Source organism: Gordonia sp. IITR100 (genome assembly GCF_002009645.1).
GTDB lineage: Bacteria > Actinomycetota > Actinomycetes > Mycobacteriales > Mycobacteriaceae > Gordonia > Gordonia hongkongensis.
Window position 1 is genome coordinate 200,472 of record NZ_MVKV01000006.1, and the last position, 22,638, is coordinate 223,109.

Genomic DNA, 22,638 nt, shown 5'->3' on the forward strand with positions numbered 1-22,638 from the left:
CTCCCGCACCGATCCGGAAGGTCGCTGATGGCACTCGATCCCGATCTCGCCGCACGCCTCAAACGCAACGCCGACGGCCTGTTCACCGCGGTGGCGCAGGAACGCAGCACCGGGACGGTGCTGATGGTCGCCTGGATGGACGACGTCGCGCTCGAGCGCACGCTCGCCACCCGGAAGGGGACCTACTACTCGCGGTCACGCCAGGAGTACTGGGTGAAGGGGGAGACGAGCGGGCACACGCAGTATGTGCACGACGCCCGCATCGACTGCGACGGCGACACCGTGCTGCTGATCGTCGACCAGGTGGGCGCGGCCTGCCACACCGGCAACCACAGCTGTTTCGACACCGAGTCGCTGACGTTCGGGATCGACGCGGCGCCGGGTTCCGGGGCCGAATCCGGGTCGGGCTCGACGGACCCAGCAGAATAGACCCGAGACACGAGTCCCGGGTGCGAACTCCGGGACACGCCACAGCTCGAGACCTTCGAAAGGCGGTGCGTCCATGCCCCTCATCCAGATCTCGCAGACGCCGGGACTGTCGGATCGCGTCAAGCGCGAGACGATTGCCGCGGTCACCGAGGCCTATGCCAAGGCAACCGGCAAGAACCCCGACTCGGTCTGGGTGACGATCACGGAGGTTCCGCGTAATCAGTGGGGCGTCGGCGGCGAGCCGCTCGGATGACCGCCACCACCGGCGGGGCCGCCGACACCACGACTCTCGCCGAGTTCCTCGACCTCGCGCGCGATCACCGCGTCGTACCGGTGACGCGTAAGGTCCTCGCCGACTCCGAGACGCCGCTGTCGGCCTATCGCAAACTCGCGGGCGACCGTCCGGGGACCTTCCTGCTGGAGTCCGCCGAGAACGGGCGGTCCTGGTCCCGATGGTCGTTCATCGGCGCGGGCGCACCGTCGGCCCTGACCGTCGTCGACGGACAGGCGCACTGGTGGGGGTCGGTGCCCGTCGGCGCACCCGAGGGCGGCGACGCGCTCGAGGTCCTCGCGGAGTCATTGCGCCTCCTGCAGACCGACCCGCTCCCCGGGATGCCGCCGCTGACCGGCGGATTCGTCGGCTTCATGGCCTACGACATGGTCCGCCGGCTCGAGCGTCTGCCCGAGACCACGGTCGACGATCTGGGCCTCCCGGACATGATGATGGTGCTGGCCACCGACCTCGCCGCGGTCGACCATCATGAGGGCACGATCACGCTCATCGCCAACGCGGTCAACTGGGACGGCTCCGACGAGCGGGTCGAGGACGCCTACGCCGACGCACTCGACCGGCTGGACCGGATGACCGAAGCGCTCGCCGCACCCGCGCCGTCGACGGTGTCGACCTTCGACCGCCCGCGGCCGGAGTTCGCCGCGCAGCGATCGCTCGCGGAGTACAGCGAGATCGTCACCGATCTCGTCGGCGAGATCGAGGCCGGCGAGGCCTTCCAGGTCGTGCCGTCGATGCGCTTCGAGATGGACTCCGACGCCGACCCGCTCGACGTCTATCGCGTGCTGCGCGCGTCCAATCCGAGTCCGTACATGTATCTGCTGCGGATGCCCGGCACCGAGGAGCACAGCGACACCGGCTCGCCCGACGCGATCGCGCGCAAGCCGTTCACCATCGTCGGCAGCAGCCCCGAGGCACTGGTCACCGTGGCCGACGGGGTGGCGACCACGCACCCGATCGCCGGCACCCGCTGGCGCGGCGCGACCGAGGAAGAAGACCAGCTGCTCGGCAAGGGGCTGATCGAGGACGAGAAGGAGAACGCCGAACACCTGATGCTGGTCGACCTCGGCCGCAACGACCTCGGCCGCGTGTGCGTGCCCGGCACGGTCAAGGTCAGCGACTACCGGCACATCGAGCGCTACAGCCACGTCATGCATCTCGTCTCGACCGTGTCGGGGACCCTCCGCGACGACAAGCACGCCCTCGACGCCGTGACGGCCTGTTTCCCGGCCGGAACGCTCACCGGGGCCCCGAAGGTGCGGGCGATGGAACTCATCGACGAACACGAGATGACCCGCCGGGGTCTGTACGGCGGGATCGTGGGCTATATCGACTTCGCCGGCAACGCCGACACCGCCATCGCGATCCGCACCGCGCTGCTCGCACGCGGCAAGGCGTTCGTGCAGGCCGGCGGCGGCGTGGTCGCCGACAGCGAGCCCGAGTACGAGTACAACGAGGCGCGTAACAAGGCCACCGCGGTGCTCAACGCGGTCGCGGCCGCCTCGACGATGCGACGGGTGGGTGAGAACTCATGACCTCTGACGAATCCGGAGCCGCGGCAGGTCCTGACGTAGAGGCCATCCGCCGCAAGTCCGTCCGGCGCCGACAGGTCGTCGCGGCACTGCTGATGGCGGCGGCCGCAGCGGCCTTCTGGGGTGCGAGCCGGCTGACCTGGGCCACCGTCTCCGCCGAGGACGGGTTGTCCCCGCAGCGCGCGTTCGAGGTCAACGGCGGGGACTGGAGTCCCTGGCTCACGCCGCTCGCGCTGGTCTACTTGGCGGGCATACTCGCGGCGCTGTCAGTGCGTGGCTGGGCCCTCCGAGTCGTCGCGATCCTGGTCGCCGTCGGCGGGCTCCTGGCCGCTTTCCCGGCGATCTCGCTGATCACCGGGGGCACCGACTCTGCGTACGCCGCCGAGGCGGGCAGCATCCCCGATCGCTACATCGTGCTCTTCGTCGACACCAACCCCCTCGCCGCGGTGGTCGTGCTCGCCGGCACCGTGTGTGCGGTGGGTGCAGCGGTCATGCTGCTGCGCGTTGCGAAGGGGGCCACCCGATCGTCGAAATACACCACTCCGGCCGCTCGCCGCGAGGAGATCGAGACCGAGATCTTCGCCGACTACGAGCGTCGTAAGGCCGCCGAGCAGAACGAGGCCGCGGTCACGGAGCCCAATGCGACCCGATCCGGCTCTGCGAAGCCCGGAACGAGCGGTCGGGCGGACGACCCCGGCCCGGCGGCGGATCCGACGCCGCCCGGAGCGAACGAGCGGATGATGTGGGACGCGCTCGACACCGGCATCGACCCGACCGACCCCGACCGTCGCTGAACCGCAAGCCGATGACGGGTCGGCGACGCCCGGTCGCAGACTCCGACGATGGACGCATCAGCGCGATGAGGTCGCTGATCGGCCAACCCGGACGCAACCGGCCCGAACGGCCCGTCTACCCTGAGAACACACGTCGAGGGAGAAGGGAGCAAGTCGCTGTGAGCGTGCCCAACGTTCTCGAATCGATCATCGAGGGAGTGAAAGCCGACGTCGCGGCACGTGAGGCCGTCGTCGACTTCGCCTCGGTCAAAGCGGCCTCCGCCAAGGCTCCCGCCCCCAAGGATGCGCTGGCCGCCCTGCGTCAGCCCGGAATCGGTGTCATCGCCGAGGTGAAGCGCGCCAGTCCGTCGAAAGGCGAACTCGCCAGCATCGGGGACCCCGCCGAACTCGCCCGCGCGTACGAAGACGGCGGCGCGCGCATCATCAGCGTGCTCACCGAGGAACGCCGGTTCCGCGGCTCGCTCGCCGACCTCGACGCCGTCCGCGCCGCGGTCGACATCCCGGTGCTGCGCAAGGACTTCATCGTCGGCACGTACCAGATCCATGAGGCCCGCGCCCATGGCGCCGACGTCATCCTGTTGATCGTCGCCGCCCTCGAGCAGAACGTGCTCGCCTCACTTCTCGACCGCACCGAGAGCCTGGGCATGACCGCGCTCGTCGAGGTACACACCGAGGAGGAGGCCAGCCGCGCCCTCGAAGCCGGCGCCTCGGTCGTCGGCGTGAACGCACGCAACCTCAAGACCCTGCAGGTGGAGCGGGACACCTTCTCGCGCATCGCACCCGGTCTGCCCACGGAGACCATCCGGATCGCCGAGTCGGGTGTGCGCGGCACCGCCGATCTGCTGGCCTACGCCGGTGCCGGCGCCGATGCGGTACTCGTCGGCGAAGGTCTCGTCACCAGTGGCGACCCGAGTGCCGCGGTCCGTGAGCTCGTCACCGCGGGCACACACCCGTCGTGCCCGAAACCTGTTCGCTGACAAAGTGTCCGGGCCGGCATCGGTCCGTGTGAGCCTGTCGGCCCGATCGTCTGTGAGTTGAAGTGACCGCTCATCCTGATTCCGTCCGCACCGACGCCGCCGAGGCGACTCCGCTGCCCACCGCGAGCGTCGGGCTCACCACTCGTACCTCGATCGAACCCGACGAGCACGGGCACTTCGGTGTCTACGGCGGGCGCCATGTACCCGAGGCCCTGATGGCCGTCATCGACGAGGTGACCACGACCTTCCAGAAGGTCCGCGCCGACGACGATTTCCTCGCCGAACTGGACCGCCTGCAGCGCGACTACGCCGGCCGCCCGTCTCCGCTGTACGAGGCGAAGCGCCTGTCCGAGCACGCCGGCGGGGCGCGGATCTTCCTCAAGCGCGAGGATCTCAACCACACCGGTTCGCACAAGATCAACAACGTTCTCGGACAGGCACTCCTGGCCCAGCGGATGGGCAAGCACCGCGTCATCGCCGAGACCGGCGCCGGTCAGCACGGGGTCGCCACCGCGACCGCGTGCGCGCTCCTCGGCCTCGAGTGTGTGATCTACATGGGCCGGGTCGACACGGATCGCCAGGCGCTCAACGTCGCCCGCATGCGACTCCTCGGTGCCGAGGTGATCGCGGTCGACAACGGTTCGGCGACACTGAAGGATGCGATCAACGAGGCCATGCGTGACTGGGTCACCAACGCGCACAACACGTATTACTGCTTCGGCACGGCTGCCGGGCCGCACCCGTTCCCGGTCATGGTTCGCGATCTGCAGCGCATCGTCGGGCTCGAGGCGCGCGTGCAGATCCTGGAGAAGGCCGGACGCCTGCCCGACGCGGTGACCGCCTGCGTCGGCGGGGGTTCCAACGCGATCGGCATCTTCCACCCGTTCATCGACGACGAGGGCGTCCGGCTCGTCGGCTTCGAAGCCGCCGGCGACGGCGTCGAGACCGGCCGCCACGCAGCGACTTTCACCGGTGGGACACCCGGAGCATTCCAGGGTGCGTACTCCTATCTGCTTCAGGATGACGACGGTCAGACCATCGAATCCCATTCGATCTCGGCCGGCCTGGACTACCCGGGGGTCGGGCCTGAACACGCCTATCTCAAGGACACCGGACGGGCGGAGTACCGGCCGATCACCGACACCGAGGCGATGGACGCCCTCGCGTTGCTCAGCCGCCGCGAGGGCATCATCCCCGCGGTCGAGTCGGCCCATGCGGTCGCCGGCGCCCTGAAGCTCGGGCAGGAACTGGGGGAGGGCGCGATCATCGTCGTGAGTCTCTCCGGTCGCGGCGACAAGGACGTGGACACCGCCGCCCGCTGGTTCGGGCTGTTCGACGCCCCGCCGTCCCAGGACGAGGCCACCCTGTCGGAATCGTCGGACGTCCAAAAGCCCGGAGAGCAGGCATGAGTACACAGTCGATCCCGTCGAAGCTCGGCCCCGTGTTCGCCCGCTGCCGGGACGAGGGTCGCAGTGCACTGATCGGTTACCTCCCGGTCGGTTTCCCGACCGTTGACGAGTCGCTGACCTCGTTCCGGACGATGGTCGACGCCGGTTGCGACATCATCGAGGTCGGCGTGCCCTACTCCGACCCGGTGATGGACGGCCCGACCATCCAGGACGCCGCCGACCAGGCACTGACCAACGGTGTGCGTGTCCGTGACGTGTTCACCGCCGTCGAGGCCATCACTTCCGCCGGCGGTAACGCGGTGGTCATGAGCTACTGGAACCCCGTTCTCAAGTACGGCGTCGAGAACTTCGCCCGCGATCTGGCGGCGGCCGGCGGTGCCGGACTCATCACCCCGAACCTGATCCCCGAAGAGGGCGCGGAGTGGCACGAGGCGGCGGACCGGCACGGGCTCGACCGCATCTACCTCGTCGCTCCGTCGTCGACGACCGAGCGGATCGCCCTCACCGTCGATGCATCCCGGGGTTTCGTCTACGCGGCATCCACGATGGGTGTCACCGGTGCGCGAGATGCCGTGTCGGACATGGCTCCCGAGCTGTGCGCGCGGGTTCGCGAGTACTCCGACATCCCGATCGGCGTCGGGCTCGGCGTTCGCAACCGTGAGCAGGCGGCCCAGATCGCCTCGTACGCAGATGGAGTCATCGTGGGTTCGGCGCTGGTGACCGCCGCGAACGCGGGCCAGGACCGGTTGGCCTCGCTCGTCTGCGAACTGGCCGAAGGGGTCCGCTCGCGTCGGGCGTCTGTCTGAAGCGGACGCTCTCGTGATCGACTCGGCGGGTCCCGGTCGACAGGTCGAACGTCCCATCCGGTCGGCTAGGGTGACAGCGTGATCGCGCCGACCTCGACGATGCTCGCCTACCTCCCGAGTCCGCCTCAGGGCGTCTGGGAGATCGGACCCTTCCCGCTACGCGCGTATGCGTTGTGCATCATCGTCGGCATCATCGTCGCGGTCTGGTGGGGCAACCGCCGATGGATGGCCCGCGGTGGCCAGGACGGCGAAGTTCTCGACGTCGCGATCTGGGCGGTCCCGTTCGGCCTCATCGGTGGCCGGCTCTACCATCTCATCACCGATTGGAAGACGTACTTCGGTGCTGATGCGCTGAAGGAACCGATCGACGCACTGAAGATCTGGGACGGCGGACTCGGTATCTGGGGCGCGGTCGCGCTCGGTGCGGTGGGCGCGTGGATCGGCGCTCGTCGGCGCGGCATCCGCCTGCCCGCCTTCGGCGACGCCATCGCGCCGCCGATCCTGTTGGCACAGGCGATCGGTCGCCTCGGCAACTACTTCAACCAGGAGCTCTACGGACGCGAGACCACACTCCCGTGGGGCCTGGAGATCTACGAACGCGAGAACGCCGCCGGGTACTCCGACCCCGGACTGATCGACGGCGTGTCCAACGGCGTCGTGGTCGCGGTGGTCCATCCGACCTTCCTCTACGAGCTGCTGTGGAACGTGCTCATCGTCGTGCTCCTGGTGGTCGTCGACCGGTACTTCCGCATCGGGCACGGCCGGTTGTTCGCGCTCTACGTCGCAGGCTACTGCCTGGGCCGGTTCTTCATCGAGTTGCTGCGCGACGACCGCGCGGCCGTCGCCAACGACATCGCGGGCATCCGACCGAACCTCTTCACCGCGGCGTTGGTGTTCCTCGCCGCCGTCGTCTACTTCGTGGTCGCGCCCAAGGGACGCGAACAGGGACTGGAGATGTATCACGACGACCGTGCCGCGGAGCTCGCGGAGCAGGGTGTCGCCGGATACGTCGACGACTGGTACGACGAGGACATCGAACCGGACCCGAGTCCGGCGGCCGCCGCCGGGGTGGCGACGGGTGCGGCGGGATCATCCCTGTTCGATTCCGACGACCATGGTCGGAAGGCGGGCACGGCGGGGAAGCCGTCCACCGACGACACCGCCGGCACGGATGACCCGGTTGCGGCCGCACACCCCGTGACCGCGGGCAGCGATGCGGAACCGGGCGCCGAACCGGACACGGACTCGACGACCGACGTGGAGCCGGTTGCCGACGGTCCGGTCGAGCCAGGCGAGGACACCGTCGAGGCCGGTGACGAGGAGCCAGTCGACGAGCCGGCCGGCGAAGCGCTCGACGAGGCCGAGTCGGACACCACCTCGGATCCCGAGACTCCGACAGACGAAGCGGTCGCGCCCGCGGACGAGCTCGGGGCCGACGAGGAGACGACCTCGGCGACCGAGGCCGGTACCGAGGCCGGAACGCCCGCTCAGCCGGAGACGGCGACGTCGCCGGGGGACGAACCGGCTGCCGACGAGACCGTGGACTCCGCAGACCCTGAGGCCGACGCGGTCACCGACACCGCCGATCCCGCTGAGGAGTCGGATACCGACATCCCGACGGACACCCCCACCGACACCACACCGGGTGCCGGTGCCGGTTCGTCTGACGCAGACAAGTCCTGACGTTCGGTCCTGCCACGCGCTGATCCGTCGGCAGGGTCACAGGTCGCGGGTGACGACGCCTCCCCGGGTGTTCGGATAGGATCGGATCTCACGGTGCGCGATCCCTCCGCCCGGTACCGACCGTTCCAGAGCACGTGAGCGCTCAACGGTTCTGACTCAGCCCGGTACCGATCTCGGCACGGTCATTCGTACGCCGCGCAATGCTCCACGGGCCAGTGCTGTCCCATTGGACACTCAGCAGCGAGCCGGTTCTCGGTTCGAGTGGAGGTAGTGATGCTGTTTTCTGCGCTGCCGGCCAAGCAGGGTCTGTACGACCCGGAGGCCGAGGTCGATTCGTGTGGTGTGGCCATGGTCACCGACATCCACGGTCGCCGTTCGCATTCGATCGTCGCCGACGGGTTGCTGGCGCTGGAGAACCTCGAGCATCGCGGTGCGGCCGGGGCGGAGACCAACAGCGGTGACGGCGCGGGAATTCTGATCCAACTCCCCGACGAGTTGCTGCGCGACACCGTCGACTTCGACCTTCCCGAGCCCGCCGCGGACGGATCGAACAGCTACGCCGCGGGAACGTGCTTCCTGCCCATGGACCCCGATCTCCGCCGCGCGGCGATCGAACGGGTCGAGGCCCTCGCCGCCGACGAGGGCATCACCGTACTCGGCTGGCGGGACCTCCCCGTCGACCACGAACACGCCGACGTCGGCGGAACGGCCGTCGCGTGCATGCCGTACATGATGCAGCTGTTCGTCACCGTCGACCCGGCGCCTGGCGCCGACCGCATCGCCGGGCTCGCTCTCGACCGCTTCATCTACCCGTTCCGCAAGCAGGCCGAACGGGTGACACTGGAGATCGACGAAGCCGGCACCGGGCTGTACTTCCCATCGCTGTCGAGTCGAACGATGGTCTACAAGGGCATGCTCACCACGATGCAGCTCCCGCTGTACTACGAGGATCTGCGAGATGATCGCTGCCTCAGTGCGATCGCCATCGTGCACTCCCGGTTCTCCACCAACACCTTCCCGTCGTGGCCGCTCGCGCACCCCTTTCGGTTCGTGGCGCACAACGGCGAGATCAACACCGTGCGCGGCAACCGGAACCGGATGCGTGCCCGCGAGGCGCTCCTCGAGACCGACCTCATCCCCGGCGATCTCAAGCGCGCGTTCCCGATCTGCACGCCCGAGGCCTCCGACTCGGCGTCGCTCGACGAGGTCCTCGAGCTCCTGCACCTCGGCGGTCGGGACGTCCACCACGCGGTGATGATGATGGTGCCCGAGGCGTGGGAGAACGTGCCCGACATGGATCCCCGTCGTCGGGCGTTCCTGCAGTTCAACTCCTCGATCATGGAGGCCTGGGACGGTCCCGCGTGCGTCACGTTCACCGACGGCACGGTCGTCGGCGCGGTCCTCGACCGCAACGGACTGCGCCCGGGCCGGTGGTGGCAGACACGCGACGGCCGGGTCATCCTCGCCTCCGAGTCCGGTGTGCTCGACGTCCCGGTCGACGACGTGATCAGCAAGGGCCGGCTCGAACCCGGCCGCATGTTCCTCGTCGACACCGAGCAGGGCCGGATCATCCCGGACGAGGAACTCAAGGGCGAGCTCATGAACGCCGAGGCGTACGACGAGTGGTTGCACGCCGGATTGCTCGACATCGCGACGCTCCCGGACCGGCCGGTCTTCCAGCCCAACCACGACACCGTCGTCCGCCGGCAGATCTCCTTCGGTTACACCGAGGAGGATCTGCGCGTACTCCTGACCCCGATGGCGGCGTCGGGCTACGAACCCCTCGGATCGATGGGCACCGACACCCCGGTCGCCGTGCTGTCGCAGCGTTCGCGGCTGCTCTACGACTACTTCGTCGAGCTGTTCGCCCAGGTCACGAATCCGCCGCTGGATGCGATCCGCGAGGAGATCGTCACGTCGATGAGCCGCGTGATGGGCCCGGAGCAGAACCTGCTGCGGCCGACCGCGGCGTCGTGCCGCCAGATCATGGTGCACTGGCCGGTGCTGGACAACGCCGAGCTGGCCAAACTCGTCCACATCAACGACGACGGGGACAATCCCGGTCTGTCGGCGAAGGTGCTCCGGGCGCTCTACGAGGTGTCCGAGGGCGGTGCGGGTCTCGCCGCGGCGCTCGAGGACCTCCGGCTGCGCGCCAGTCAGGCGATCGCCGAGGGGCACACGACGCTCGTGATCTCCGACCGGCTCACCGACGCCGAGCACGCGCCCATCCCGTCGCTGCTGGCCACCTCGGCGGTGCACCACCACCTGGTCCGCACCAAGGAGCGGACGCGGGTCGCGCTGGTGGTGGAGTCCGGCGATGCCCGCGAGGTCCACCACATCGCCACCCTGATCGGTTTCGGGGCGGCCGCGGTCAATCCCTACCTGGCGCTCGAGACCATCGAAGACCTGATCGCCGAGGGTGAGCTGACCGGGGTGACCCGGGCCAAGGCGATCGGCAACTATCTGGAGGCGCTCGGCAAGGGCGTGTTGAAGGTGATGAGCAAGATGGGCATCTCGACCATCAGCTCCTACACCGCGGCACAGGCTTTCGAGGCCGTGGGATTGTCGTCGGAGGTGGTGCGCGAGTACTTCACCCGTACGGTGTCGCGGATCGAGGGCGTCGGACTCGACGAACTGGCCGAGGAGGTGCGCATCCGCCACCACCGGGCCTTCCCGGAGAACCCCACCGAACAGGTCTACCGTCGGCTCGAGGTCGGCGGCGAGTACCAGTACCGCCGCGAGGGCGAATTGCACCTGTTCTCGCCCGAGACCATCTTCCTGCTGCAGCACGCCACCAAGACCGGCCGGGCCGAGATCTTCCAGCAGTACTCCGACGAGGTCGACCGGCTCTCGCGTGAGGGCGGCACCCTGCGCGGACTGTTCGACTTCGATCTCGATGCGCGCGAACCGATCCCGCTCGACGAGGTGGAGCCGGTCGAGGACATCATGAAGCGCTTCAACACCGGCGCGATGAGTTACGGCTCGATCTCCGCGGAGGCCCACGAGACCATCGCGATGGCCATGAACCGGATCGGCGGCCGCTCGAACTCCGGGGAGGGCGGCGAGGACGTGGAGCGTCTGTACGATCCGGAACGCCGCAGCGCGGTCAAGCAGGTCGCGTCGGGCCGGTTCGGCGTGACCAGCGACTACCTCATCAACGCCACCGACATTCAGATCAAGATGGCGCAGGGTGCCAAACCCGGTGAGGGCGGCCAGCTCCCGGCCTACAAGGTGTATCCGTGGATCGCGAAGACCCGGCATTCGACGCCGGGTGTCGCGCTGATCTCGCCGCCGCCGCACCACGACATCTACTCGATCGAGGACCTAGCCCAGCTGATCCACGACCTGAAGAACGCGAACTCGCAGGCACGCATCCACGTGAAGCTGGTCAGTGCGGTGGGCGTGGGGACGGTCGCGACCGGAGTGTCGAAGGCGCACGCCGACGTCGTCCTCATCTCCGGGCACGACGGCGGCACCGGCGCGTCGCCGCTCACCTCGCTCAAACACGCCGGCACGCCGTGGGAGATCGGCCTCGCCGACGCCCAGCAGACGCTGATGTTGAACGGCCTGCGCGACCGCATCACGGTGCAGTGCGACGGGGCGCTGCGCACCGGGCGCGATGTCATCACCGCGGCCTTGCTGGGCGCCGAGGAATACGGGTTCTCGACCGCGCCGCTGATCGTCGCCGGGTGCATCATGATGCGCGTCTGTCACCTCGACACGTGCCCGGTCGGCGTCGCCACCCAGAACCCGCTGTTGCGGTCCCGCTTCACCGGTCAGGTCGACCATCTGGTCAACTTCTTCCGCTTCATCGCCGAGGACGTCCGGAAGTATCTGGCGCAGTTGGGTTATCGCACGCTCGACGACGCCATCGGGCAGTCTCAGCGTCTGCACACCGACGCCGCGGTCGCGCACTGGAAGTCCAAGGGGCTCGACCTCAGCCCGATCTTCCGCAAGGTCGAGGACAAGGGTCCGAGTCGTCGGGTGCGGGGCCAGGAACACGGCCTCGAGCGCGCGCTGGACCAGACGCTGATCCAGCTCGCCGAGGGTGCACTCGAGGACGCACACCCGGTGACCCTGGAGTTGCCGGTGCGCAACGTGAACCGGACGGTCGGCACCCTGCTCGGTTCGGAGGTGACCCGGCGGTACGGGGCCGACGGCCTCGCCGAGGACACGATCACGGTCAGGCTCGAGGGTTCGGCCGGGCAGTCGCTCGGAGCCTTCCTGCCGCCGGGCGTGACGATCCGGTTGACCGGTGACACCAACGACTACGTCGGAAAGGGGCTGTGCGGCGGCAAGATCGTCGTCACGCCGAATCCCGACTCGCTGTTCGTCGCCGAGGACCAGGTGATCGCCGGCAACACGATCCTCTACGGGGCGACCTCCGGTGAGGTGTACCTCAGAGGCCGAGTGGGCGAACGCTTCTCGGTACGCAACTCGGGTGCGACGGCGGTCGTCGAAGGAGTGGGCGACCACGCCTGCGAGTACATGACCGGTGGCCGGGTGGTCGTCCTCGGACCGACGGGACGCAATCTCGCGGCCGGCATGTCGGGTGGTATCGCGTTCGTCCACGACCTCGATCCCGCGAAGGTCAACATGGCCATGGTCGAACTCCTGCGTCCTGACCCGGAGGACCTCGCCTGGCTCAAGCACACCATCGCCACGCACACGGAATTGACCGGTTCCGCGATCGGCGCGTCGATACTGGCCGACTGGCCTCGACGCTGCCTGGCGTTCACCAAGGTGATGCCCACCGATTACAAGCGTGTCCTCGACGCGGCCCGGATGGCCGAAGCCGAAGGGCGCGACGTCGATTCAGCGATCATGGAGGCGGCACGTGGCTGACCCGCGCGGGTTCCTGGAGGTCCCGAAGAAAGAGGCTAAGTACCGTCCGGTCGCCGAACGCGTCCAGGACTGGGACGATGTCTACGAACACGCCGACAATCCGATCAAGGTTCTCGACGAGGTCAGCGGACAGGCCCGCCGGTGTATGGACTGCGGTATCCCGTTCTGTCACTCCGGAACCGCGGGTTGCCCACTGGGCAATCTCATCCCGGAGTGGAACGACCTCGTCCGGCGCGGCCGGTGGGATGCCGCGAGCAGCAGGCTGCACGCGACCAACAACTTCCCGGAGTTCACCGGGATGGTGTGCCCGGCGCCGTGCGAGTCCGCCTGCGTGCTGTCGATCTCCGAACCGGCGACCGGCGGCAGCGTGACCATCAAGCGCATCGAGAAGACCATCGCCTACGAGTCGTGGGCCGAAGGCATCATCGGGCCCGAGCCGCCCGAGTCCACGACCGGCAAGTCGGTCGGGGTCGTCGGCTCGGGACCCGCGGGACTGGCTGCGGCACAGCAGCTCACCCGGGCCGGTCACGACGTCACCGTCTACGAGCGCGACGACCGTCTCGGCGGGTTGCTGCGCTACGGCATCCCGGAGTACAAGCTGCAGAAGTCCGACATCGACCGGCGTATCGCCCAGATGCGGGCGGAGGGAACGACCTTCGTCACCAACTGCGACGTGGGGGCCGACCTGTCCGTGGCTGATCTACATGCGAAGCACGACGCGGTGGTCCTGGCCATCGGTGCGATGGAGGCACGCGACAACCCGGTGCCGGGGCGGGAGCTGAACGGCATCCACCTCGCCATGGAGCATCTCGTGCCCGCCAACAAGGAGTGCGAGGGCGACGGGCCGTCACCCATCACCGCCGCGGGCAAGCACGTGGTGATCATCGGCGGTGGTGACACGGGAGCCGACTGCCTGGGTACGGCGCACCGTCAGGGCGCGGCCTCGGTCGTGCAACTCGACTACAACCCGGAACTGCCCGGGCAGCGCGACGACGAACGGTCGCCGTGGCCGACATGGCCGTTGATCATGCGGACCTCGAGCGCACACGACGAAGGCGGCGAACGGTTGCACCAGGTCGCGGTGCAGCGATTCGAGGGTGACGAGGACGGCAACGTCACGACGATGGTGCTCGCCGAGGTCGAGGTGACGCGCGACGCCGACGGTCGCCGCGAGATCACGCCGGTGAGTGAGGAATTCGAGATCCCCTGCGAGCTGGCCCTGTTCGCGATCGGGTTCGCCGGGGTACGGGGTGGGACGCTGCTGACCGATCTCGAGATCGAGCCGAACCGGCGCGGCGTGATCTCCTGCGGGAGCGACTGGCAGACCGACGCCCCGGGCGTGTTCGTCTGCGGTGACGCCCACCGCGGCGCGTCGTTGGTGGTGTGGGCGATCGCGGAGGGTCGCTCGACCGCGCGTGCGGTCGACGAGTTCCTGGTCGGCGAGTCCGACCTCCCGTCTCCGGTCCGTCCGGCGTCCCTGCCCCTGTCGGTGCGCTGAGCAGGCCCTCGTCGCCACCCGACGGGCTCGGTCGAACACACGCGGCCGCAACAAGTTAAGTAAATTTCATACTCGGCGGTAGCGGCTCGCCACCAGCGGTAACAGCCGGTGGCGGGCCGGTGACATGTCGTCGGCGACATGGAGATGGACCATGGACGGGACTAAGGTGTTCTTGTGACACGCCGAACCAAAATCGTCTGCACCCTGGGCCCCGCCACCGCGAGCGACGAGCGACTGAAAGAGCTCGTCGAAAGCGGCATGGACGTGGCCCGGATGAACTTCAGCCACGGCACGCATGAGGACCATGCGGCCGTCTATGCGCGCGTCCGCAAGGCCTCGGACACCACGGAGAAAGCCGTCGGCGTCCTCGCCGACCTACAGGGCCCCAAGATCCGGCTCGGCCGTTTCGACGGTTGTGACGGCTCGACCGTCTGGGAGACCGGCGAGCAGGTGCGCATCACCGTCGACGACGTCGTGGGCGACCACGACCGCGTCTCGACCACCTACAAGCAGCTCGCCGAGGACGCGAGCCCCGGCGACCGCCTGCTCGTCGACGACGGCAAGGTCGGCCTCGCCGTGTCCGCGGTCGAGGGCAACGACGTGCTCTGCACCGTGACCGAGGGCGGCCCGGTCAGCAACAACAAAGGGCTGTCGCTGCCCGGGATGAGTGTCTCGGTGCCGGCGATGTCGGAGAAGGACATCGCAGACCTCGAATTCGCCCTCGAACTGGGCGTGGACATGGTGGCGCTCTCCTTCGTGCGCAGCCCGTCCGACATCGAACTGGTCCACGAGGTGATGGACCGCGTCGGCCGCCGGGTGCCGGTCATCGCGAAGCTCGAGAAGCCCGAGGCGATCGAGAACCTCGAGGCCATCGTGCTGGCCTTCGACGCGATCATGGTCGCCCGTGGTGACCTGGGCGTCGAACTCCCGCTCGAAGAGGTCCCGCTCGTCCAGAAGCGGGCCATCCAGATGGCCCGCGAGAACGCGAAGCCGGTGATCGTGGCGACGCAGATGCTCGACTCGATGATCGAGAACTCGCGGCCGACCCGGGCCGAGGCCTCCGATGTTGCGAACGCGGTGCTCGACGGTGCCGACGCGGTCATGCTGTCCGGCGAGACGTCGGTGGGCAAGTACCCGCTCGAGACGGTGCGGACCATGGACCGGATCTGCCGGGCGGTCGAGACCGGCCCCCGCGACGTGCCGCCGCTGTCCCACGTGCCCCGTACCAAGCGCGGTGTCATCTCCTACGCGGCCCGCGACATCGGCGAGCGCCTCGAGGTGAAGGCGCTGGTCGCGTTCACCCAATCCGGGGACACCGTGCGTCGACTGGCCCGTCTGCACTCGCGCCTCCCGTTGCTGGCGTTCACGCCGACCCAGGCTGTCCGCAGCCAGCTCGCGTTGAGCTGGGGAACCGAGACGTTCATCGTCGACCACGTGGACACGACCGACCACATGATCGACCAGGTCGACCATCAGCTGCTGCGTATCGGGCGCCTCAGTGAGGGTGACGTCGTGGTGATCGTGGCCGGGGCCCCGCCCGGGACGGTGGGTTCGACCAACCTGATCCACGTGCACCGGATCGGCGAGCAGGACCACTGACCGCGTCCGCTCCTGCTCGGGCCGGTGCACGACGCAGCCGCGTCCGGGTTCTAGGGTGTGAGGCATGACCGTGGACCAGGCCGGGGATCTCGGCAAGCTGCTCGCATTGCTCGACGTCGAACGTCAGGGTGACGACCTGTTCATCGGGCACCATCCCGAGCAGGTCACCGCCCGGACGTTCGGCGGTCAGTTGCTCGGCCAGGGGGTCGTCGCGGCGGCCCGGAGTCTGAGTCGGGGCAACCCGCCGATCCACGCGCTGCACGCGCACTTCATCCGTGGCGGTGATGTCACCAAACCGTTGGAGTACCACGTCGACCGGTTCCGCGACGGCAGGTCGTTCGCCAATCGTCAGGTGACTGCCAAGCAGGACGGCGAAGAGATCTTCACGATGCTGGTCGCGTTCCAGGACAACACTTCTGGGCTCGAGCACGCGGTGGAGATCCCCCAGGTGCCCTATCCGGAGGAATTACCCACTCTCGGTGAGCATTTCAAGGGCTACGAGGACCGTATCGCGGCCTTCGTGAATGCGTTGCACCCCATCGACATCCGTTTCGCGAACGATCCGAGCTGGAAGGCGAAGGAGGCGGGGGAGAAGCTGACCGACAACCGGGTGTGGATGAAGGCCGACGGCACGATGCCCGACGACCCCGTGATGCACGTCGCCGCAATGTGTTACGCCTCCGACACCACGGTACTGGACTCGATCATCACCACCCACGGCCTCTCCTGGGGCATGGACCGGTTGTTCGCCGCGACCGTCAATCACTCGATGTGGTTCCACCGCGAGTTCCGGTTCGACGACTGGCTGCTGTACGCCACGCGGTCACCGGTTGCCACCGGGTCACGCGGGATGGGATCGGGCCGGTTCTGGATGCGCGACGGCACTCTCGCGACGTCGGTCGTGCAAGAAGCGCTCATCAAGTACTTCCCGCCCAAGAAGTGACCGCACGGGTCTGCAGGGGAAGCTGATGGATCGCGGCACGGGCGGGTCGATGACCCCGGGGTACGGCCCCGCACCCGAGATGTGGCTGGACCCCGGCCCGCCGCTGCCGCGCCGGACATGGCAGCGGCGCACGCGGGTCCCGGTCATCGTCGCGACCGCCGCCGCGATGATCGTCTTCGCGGTCATCGTGGGCGTCGCGGTCGTCGCCGGACTCCTGACCGCGCCCACGTTCACCGCCAAGGGCGGGGTCGTTGCGGATTGTCTGACCGAGGTCGCCACCCTGCCCGGGGGCGGCACCCTCGCCCGCGGCGCACCGGTCGTCCTCTACGACGCGGCCGGTGGCGATGTGGCGACCACCACGCTGTCGGTGTTCCTCCGCGGCGACGACGGGTGCCAACTCACTTTCGAGGTGAGCGGCGTGGAGTACACCGACGCGGGCTATCTCGTCAGCGTCGGCGATGCCGACGGTCGCTTCTCGGAGTCGGTCTCGACCGCGGCGCTCCAGCAGGGTGCGGTGCTGCGCCCGCTGGGCTGACGTCACCAGAACCGCTCGGCAAAACCGACATTCCGCGCTCCCGGCGACCGGTCGGCGCTCCGTCGACGCGGTTGCCCGGACACCGGGTGAACGCCGGGTTAAACTGCGCCGGATCATCGTTGAGGCCCGGACCCGTTGTGGCGACGGGGTCCTCGCTGCGATCGACCGGGGTTTGTCGACCGTGATGCCCGCCGCCGGGCCATCCGACGCGAGGAGTGTGCGTGGAGTACAGCATCGACTGGGGCAACGAGGTGTGGGCCAGTCTGGAGTGGTTGGCGATCGCGTTCGCGATCTCGGCCGTGGCCATCCTGGTGATCGGCTACCTGCTGTCGCGGTTCAGCCGGTGGGGCGGCCCGCTGTGGCGGGTGATCGGGGGGTTCTTCACCGACCCGAGAACTCGGGTCTGGGCGTGGGCGCTGGTCGTCGTCCTCACCCTGCTCTCGTTGCTCGGTGTGCGGCTGAGCGTCCTGTTCAGCTACTGGAGCAACGACCTGTACACGTCTCTGCAGACCGCGGCCGAGGGCATCGCGACGGGCGGGCCACAGGGGGCGGAGATGCTCCAGATCGGCAAAGACGCGTTCTGGCACTCGATTACGATCTTCGGCATCCTCGCCGCCACTCACGTCGTCCGCACCATGGTCGAGATCTATGTCGGTGCGGCTTTCGAGATCCGGCTCCGCTACTGGCTGACCGAAGGGGCGACCGCCGACTGGATGTCCGGCCGTGCCTTCTACCGCAACCGGTTCGTCGACCTCAGCGCGGGACTGTTACGGCGCAGACGATTCGGGCGCGGTAAGTCGGATCCGCAGCGACGGGCCGTCGACATCCACCCCGGGGTCGACAACCCGGACCAGCGTATCGAGGCCGACATCACCAACATCGCCACCGTCGGCTCGTCGTTGTTCTGGGGCGGCGGTGGGGTCTCGACGAACGGTGTGCTCCCGGCGTGTGCGTCCATCGTGTCGTTCTCGGTCGTGCTCTGGGACCTGTCCGGGCCGGTCACGCTGTTCGGGGTCGAGATCCCGCGCATGATGATGTGGCTGGTCCTGGTCTACGTTCTCGTCGCCAGCGTGGTCGCGTTCGCCATCGGACGCCCGCTGATCCGACTGAACTTCTGGCGCGAACGCCTCACCGCGAACTTCCGCTACGCACTCGTCCGCGTCCGTGACAGCGCGGAGAACGTCGCCTTCTACAGCGGCGAGCGCGTCGAACACAACAACCTGATGACTCGATTCCGTGCGGTCGTGAAGAACTTCTGGCAGATCATCCATGTGCAGCTGGCGTTCGTCGGATGGAACTTCAGCGCGTCGCAGCTCGCGGTGGTGTTCCCACTTCTCGTGCAGGCACCGCGGTTCTTCGACGGTCAGATCAAGCTCGGTGACATGACGCAGACCGCCCGCGCCTTCGGCGAGATGCACGACGCACTCTCGTTCTTCCGGAACGCCTACGACGATTTCACCGCTCTTCGCGCGTCGATCATCCGTCTCGACGGTCTCGCCGACGCCGATGCACGGTCGCGGACCATGGCCCAGGTCACGACCGTGGATCGGGAACGCGCCGTTGCCCTCTCGGACGTCGACGTGAAGACCCCGAGCGGCGACGAACTCATCAGCGGGCTCAACCTCTCCCTGGTACCCGGGGCCGCTCTCGTCGTCAAAGGGCGGTCGGGCTCGGGCAAGACGACACTGCTCCGCGGCCTCGCCGGACTGTGGCCCTTCATCGACGGCGAGTTCACCCGACCGCCGGGAGAGCACACCCTGTTCCTGTCGCAGATGCCCTATATCCCGCTGGGGGATCTGCGCACGGCGGTCGCCTACCCGGCACTGCCCGACGACGTCGGCGACGAGGCCATCAAGGCGGCGCTCGAGAAGGTCTTCCTCCCGCATCTGGTCGACCGGCTCCACGACGAGGAGGACTGGGTCAAGGTGCTCTCCCCGGGCGAGCAGCAGCGCGTCGCCTTCGCGCGCATCCTGTTGACCCGGCCGCAGGCCGTGTTCATGGACGAGGCGACCTCGGCCGTGGACGAGGGGCTGGAGTACTCGCTGTACTCGCTCATCCGCACGGAGCTGCCGGAGACGATCCTGGTGTCGGTGAGTCACCGGAGCACCACCGACCAGCATCACACCGACCTGCTCGAACTGACCGGTGGCGGCGCCTGGAATCTCGAGTCGCTGACCGAGCGTCCTTCGCTCGACAAACCGTCCTGATCTGGGGTTTTTGTCAACCGTTCACCATTCACCGGAACCGGCCGTGACACACGCCCGGACTGGCTAATGTGACGTGCAACACATCACTCCGGCCAGTCGAGGACTGTCATGACCGCTGCAGAGACCATCACGTTCCCCCATCAGACCGGTGTCGCAGTGGCGACACTGCCCGCCGCGTTCCAGCAGACGGTCACCGTACGGCCCGACGCCGTCGCCATCCGTACGGTCGGCGGGCTGCAGGAGATCACGTGGGCGGAGTACGCCGCGCGCGTCGAAGCCATCGCCGGTGGGCTCGCGGCCCTGGGGGTCAAGCGCGGTGACACCGTCGGGATCATGCTGACGAACCGCCCCGAGTTCCACCTCGTCGACGCCGCGGCGCTGCACCTCGGCGCGGTTCCCTTCTCGATCTACAACACCAGTTCGCCCCAACAGATCGAGTACCTCTTCGGCAACGCGGAGAACTCCGTCGTCGTCACCGAGCAGGTGTTCCTGCCCGCGATCACCGCCGCGGCGACCGGGGTGTCCACCAGGATCGTCGTCGACGGCGTCGCGACGGGCGCGTTGTCGCTGGCCGATCTCGAACAGTCCCCGCCGCCGGCCGGATTCGACTTCACCGCGACGTGGCAGGCGGTGGAACCCGAGGACCTCGCGACCCTGATCTACACCTCGGGCACCACCGGCCCGCCGAAGGGCGTCGAGATCACCCATCGCAACATCGTCGCCGAGATGACGGCGCTCGCCGAGATCGTTCAGGCGGGCTTCGACGACCGGGCCATCTCGTATCTACCGGCAGCGCACATCGCCGACCGGGTCTCCTCCCACGCCGCGAACATGATGCGCGGCATCCAGATCACCACGGTGCCTGATCCCCGGGAGATCGCCGCGGCCCTTCCCGACGTGCACCCGACGTTCTTCTTCGGGGTGCCGCGGGTGTGGCAGAAGATCCGAGCGGGGATCGAGGCGAAGCTCGCCGAGGAGTCCAGCCCGGTCAAGAAGGCGCTCGCCGACTGGGCGTTCCGCGCCGGGGCCTCGGCGGCGCAGGCCCAGATCGACGGCAAGGGCTCCGGCGGTCTCACACACGGTCTCGCCGATCGCCTTGTGCTGCACAAGGTCCGTTCCGCGCTGGGCCTCGATCAGGTCTCCTTCGCCGGATCGGGTGCGGCCGCGATCCCACCGGAGGTGCTGAAGTTCTTCCTGGGACTCGGTATTCCGGTTCTCGAGGTCTGGGGGATGTCGGAGACGACTGGCGTCTCGACGATGACGACCAGCGACAACCTCCGGATCGGCACCGTCGGCAAACCGGTGCGCGGCATGGAGGTGCGACTGGCCGACGACGGAGAGCTCCTCGTCCGCGGACCGGTCGTGATGCGCGGTTACCGCAAACAGCCCGACAAGACGGCCGAGACGATCGATGCCGACGGCTGGCTGTCGACCGGTGACATCGCGACGATCGACGGTGACGGCAACGTGACCATCGTCGACCGCAAGAAGGAACTGATGATCAACGAGTCCGGGAAGAACATGTCGCCCAACAACATCGAGAACGCGATGAAGGCGGCGTCGTCGCTGATCGGTCAGGTCGCGGCGATCGGCGACGGCCGGCCCTATGTGTCCGCGCTCGTGGTTCTCGACCCGGATGCGGCGGCCGCGCGAGCCAAGCGACTCGACCTGTCCGGTGCCGACCTGACCGAGTTGTCCTCGCACCCCGATGTGGTGGACGAGGTGGCGGTGGCAATCCGTGCCGGAAATCGGTCACTGTCCCGCGTGGAGCAGGTCAAACGATTTACCATCGTGCCGACTGCCTGGGATCCCGGCGGCGACGAGCTCACCCCCACGATGAAGTTGCGCCGCAAGCCGATTGCGACCAAGTACGCCAGTGAGATCGGCGAACTGTACGAGGCGCAACCGGGACGTTCGGTGGTGGATCTGAGGTCGTGACCGGGGCTCGTTGCAGACGGTCACATCGCCGGCACGAGACAGGGAGAAGGAATTGGACGACCAAGCAGGTGTCGACCAGACGGCTGACCGCGAACTCGGACCCATCGACTACATCGTGGTCGAGTGGACGGGCAAGCAGCCGACCGGTGAGGCACTTCCACACCTCATCGATCTGATCGACCGCGGGATCGTGCGACTGATCGACATCGTCTTCATCACCAAGGACGCCGACGGTACGGTCGCCCGGCTCGAGATCAACTCGCTCGGCGCTGATTTCGCGATCTTCGACGGCGCGGCGACCTCGTTGCTCGACGATTCCGATCTCGCGGAGGCAGCCGCGATCATCGACCCGGGCTCCAGTGCGGCCGTTGTCGTCTGGGAGAACGCCTGGGCCGCGCCGTTCGCCACAGCCGTCCGTAACGGCGGTGGACAGCTCGTCGCATCGGGCCGGATTCCGGTGGACGCGTTACTGGAGCAGCTCGATGCCGCCGACAACCGAATCGAATCCTGAAAGGACCGACATGCCAGGACTTCTCCGCGGTGTCGCACGCACCGCTGTCATCTCCGGAACCGCGACAGCGGTGAGCAATCGGGTGTCCCGGCGCCAGGCGAGCCGGTGGGCCCAGCAGGGTGCCGCCGCCCAGGACCCACAGCCGCAACAGCAGTACGTACAACCCCAGTACGCCCAGCCACCTCAGCCGCAAGCGCCCGCATCGAGTCCGACGGACACGATCTCGGCGCTGAAGGAGCTCGGAGCCCTGTACCAGCAGGGCATTCTCACCGAAGCCGAGTTCGCCGCGCAGAAAGCGAAGATCCTCGGGACCTGATCGCCGCTCCGCCCTGCTCCCTGATCCGAAAGAACCGCATAACCCCCGGACCCTGAGGTGCGAGGGAGTCGACCCCCCTGCTCCCTGAGGTGCGAGGAGCGATAGCGACGAGCCACGAAGGGCCTGGTGAGGCGTCTGCGAGACCCTTCGTGGCTCGCTTCGCTCGCACCTCAGGGAGCAGAGGGGGCGTCGCTTGCGCTCCTCGCACCTCAGGGAGCGGAGGGGGCGTCGCTTACGCTCCTCGCACCTCAGCCTGAATCCGTGGAAGGGTTTCAGGTGGGGTGGGTTGGGGCGCGTGATCGTCTGATTGTGTTGTGGGCGTGTGGT

Annotated in this window: 17 protein-coding genes; all 17 read left to right on the top strand. The window is 68.1% G+C overall.

Going from position 1 to position 22,638, the window contains the following annotated elements; genetic code table 11:
- Positions 1–27 precede the first annotated feature (27 nt).
- The 17 genes from hisI (at position 28) to B1818_RS11990 (ending at position 22,311) form a co-directional block, all read left to right on the top strand.
- Positions 28–429 carry a phosphoribosyl-AMP cyclohydrolase gene (gene hisI, locus B1818_RS11910; protein ID WP_058251762.1) on the top strand — a complete coding sequence of 134 codons (402 nt, stop codon included), beginning with the start codon at positions 28–30 and terminating at the stop codon, positions 427–429.
- A gap of 73 nt (positions 430–502) precedes the next feature.
- Positions 503–682 carry a tautomerase family protein gene (locus tag B1818_RS11915; RefSeq protein ID WP_004021167.1) on the top strand — a complete coding sequence of 60 codons (180 nt, stop codon included), beginning with the start codon at positions 503–505 and terminating at the stop codon, positions 680–682.
- Complete coding sequence (locus B1818_RS11920) at positions 679–2,253, top strand: anthranilate synthase component I (RefSeq protein ID WP_058251763.1); 1,575 nt, start codon at positions 679–681, stop codon at positions 2,251–2,253. The genes B1818_RS11915 and B1818_RS11920 overlap by 4 nt, the downstream gene beginning before the upstream one ends.
- Positions 2,250–3,044: a TIGR02234 family membrane protein gene (locus B1818_RS11925; RefSeq protein ID WP_058251764.1), complete on the top strand. Its 795-nt coding sequence runs from the start codon at positions 2,250–2,252 to the stop codon at positions 3,042–3,044. The genes B1818_RS11920 and B1818_RS11925 overlap by 4 nt, the downstream gene beginning before the upstream one ends.
- Positions 3,045–3,202: 158 nt before the next feature.
- Entirely contained in the window at positions 3,203–4,021 is an 819-nt protein-coding gene (trpC, locus tag B1818_RS11930) for an indole-3-glycerol phosphate synthase TrpC (RefSeq protein ID WP_058251765.1), read from the top strand.
- Positions 4,022–4,083: 62 nt separating this feature from the next.
- The gene (trpB, locus tag B1818_RS11935; RefSeq protein ID WP_058251766.1) at positions 4,084–5,430 is read left to right on the top strand and encodes a tryptophan synthase subunit beta; all 1,347 of its coding nucleotides are present in this window, start codon (positions 4,084–4,086) and stop codon (positions 5,428–5,430) included.
- Complete coding sequence (gene trpA, locus B1818_RS11940; RefSeq protein WP_058251767.1) at positions 5,427–6,236, top strand: tryptophan synthase subunit alpha; 810 nt, start codon at positions 5,427–5,429, stop codon at positions 6,234–6,236. The genes trpB and trpA overlap by 4 nt, the downstream gene beginning before the upstream one ends.
- 78 nt (positions 6,237–6,314) lie before the next feature.
- A complete protein-coding gene (gene lgt, locus B1818_RS11945) occupies positions 6,315–7,919 on the top strand; it encodes a prolipoprotein diacylglyceryl transferase (protein ID WP_078112860.1) in 1,605 nt (534 codons plus the stop codon).
- Positions 7,920–8,192: 273 nt separating this feature from the next.
- Entirely contained in the window at positions 8,193–12,764 is a 4,572-nt protein-coding gene (gene gltB, locus B1818_RS11950) for a glutamate synthase large subunit (RefSeq protein ID WP_078112861.1), read from the top strand.
- Positions 12,757–14,262 (top strand): glutamate synthase subunit beta, encoded by a 1,506-nt coding sequence (locus B1818_RS11955; RefSeq protein ID WP_078112862.1) that lies wholly within the window; start codon positions 12,757–12,759, stop codon positions 14,260–14,262. The genes gltB and B1818_RS11955 overlap by 8 nt, the downstream gene beginning before the upstream one ends.
- Positions 14,263–14,436: 174 nt before the next feature.
- Complete coding sequence (pyk, locus tag B1818_RS11960) at positions 14,437–15,861, top strand: pyruvate kinase (protein WP_065632353.1); 1,425 nt, start codon at positions 14,437–14,439, stop codon at positions 15,859–15,861.
- Between the two features lie 64 nt (positions 15,862–15,925).
- On the top strand, positions 15,926–16,804 hold the full coding sequence (locus B1818_RS11965; RefSeq protein WP_065632354.1) for an acyl-CoA thioesterase II: 879 nt from the start codon (positions 15,926–15,928) through the stop codon (positions 16,802–16,804).
- Positions 16,805–16,829: 25 nt separating this feature from the next.
- Complete coding sequence (locus B1818_RS11970; protein WP_249145343.1) at positions 16,830–17,339, top strand: hypothetical protein; 510 nt, start codon at positions 16,830–16,832, stop codon at positions 17,337–17,339.
- A 221-nt stretch (positions 17,340–17,560) separates the two neighbouring features.
- Entirely contained in the window at positions 17,561–19,546 is a 1,986-nt protein-coding gene (locus B1818_RS11975) for an ABC transporter ATP-binding protein/permease (RefSeq protein WP_078112863.1), read from the top strand.
- Positions 19,547–19,654: 108 nt separating this feature from the next.
- Positions 19,655–21,484, top strand: coding sequence for a long-chain fatty acid--CoA ligase (locus tag B1818_RS11980; protein WP_078112864.1), 1,830 nt, complete (start codon positions 19,655–19,657; stop codon positions 21,482–21,484).
- A 52-nt stretch (positions 21,485–21,536) separates the two neighbouring features.
- Positions 21,537–21,995 carry a DUF6325 family protein gene (locus tag B1818_RS11985; RefSeq protein WP_058251776.1) on the top strand — a complete coding sequence of 153 codons (459 nt, stop codon included), beginning with the start codon at positions 21,537–21,539 and terminating at the stop codon, positions 21,993–21,995.
- A gap of 10 nt (positions 21,996–22,005) precedes the next feature.
- Entirely contained in the window at positions 22,006–22,311 is a 306-nt protein-coding gene (locus B1818_RS11990; RefSeq protein ID WP_078112865.1) for an SHOCT domain-containing protein, read from the top strand.
- Positions 22,312–22,638: the final 327 nt, after the last annotated feature.

Excerpts from the sequence above, each read along its gene's own strand:
- hisI (WP_058251762.1), top strand. The coding sequence starts at position 28 with ATGGCACTCGATCCCGATCTCGCCGCACGCCTCAAACGCAACGCCGAC.
- B1818_RS11915 (WP_004021167.1), top strand. The coding sequence starts at position 503 with ATGCCCCTCATCCAGATCTCGCAGACGCCGGGACTGTCGGATCGCGTC.
- B1818_RS11920 (WP_058251763.1), top strand. The coding sequence starts at position 679 with ATGACCGCCACCACCGGCGGGGCCGCCGACACCACGACTCTCGCCGAG.
- B1818_RS11925 (WP_058251764.1), top strand. The coding sequence starts at position 2,250 with ATGACCTCTGACGAATCCGGAGCCGCGGCAGGTCCTGACGTAGAGGCC.
- trpA (WP_058251767.1), top strand. The coding sequence starts at position 5,427 with ATGAGTACACAGTCGATCCCGTCGAAGCTCGGCCCCGTGTTCGCCCGC.
- gltB (WP_078112861.1), top strand. The coding sequence starts at position 8,193 with ATGCTGTTTTCTGCGCTGCCGGCCAAGCAGGGTCTGTACGACCCGGAG.
- B1818_RS11965 (WP_065632354.1), top strand. The coding sequence starts at position 15,926 with ATGACCGTGGACCAGGCCGGGGATCTCGGCAAGCTGCTCGCATTGCTC.
- B1818_RS11970 (WP_249145343.1), top strand. The coding sequence starts at position 16,830 with ATGGATCGCGGCACGGGCGGGTCGATGACCCCGGGGTACGGCCCCGCA.
- B1818_RS11980 (WP_078112864.1), top strand. The coding sequence starts at position 19,655 with ATGACCGCTGCAGAGACCATCACGTTCCCCCATCAGACCGGTGTCGCA.
- B1818_RS11990 (WP_078112865.1), top strand. The coding sequence starts at position 22,006 with ATGCCAGGACTTCTCCGCGGTGTCGCACGCACCGCTGTCATCTCCGGA.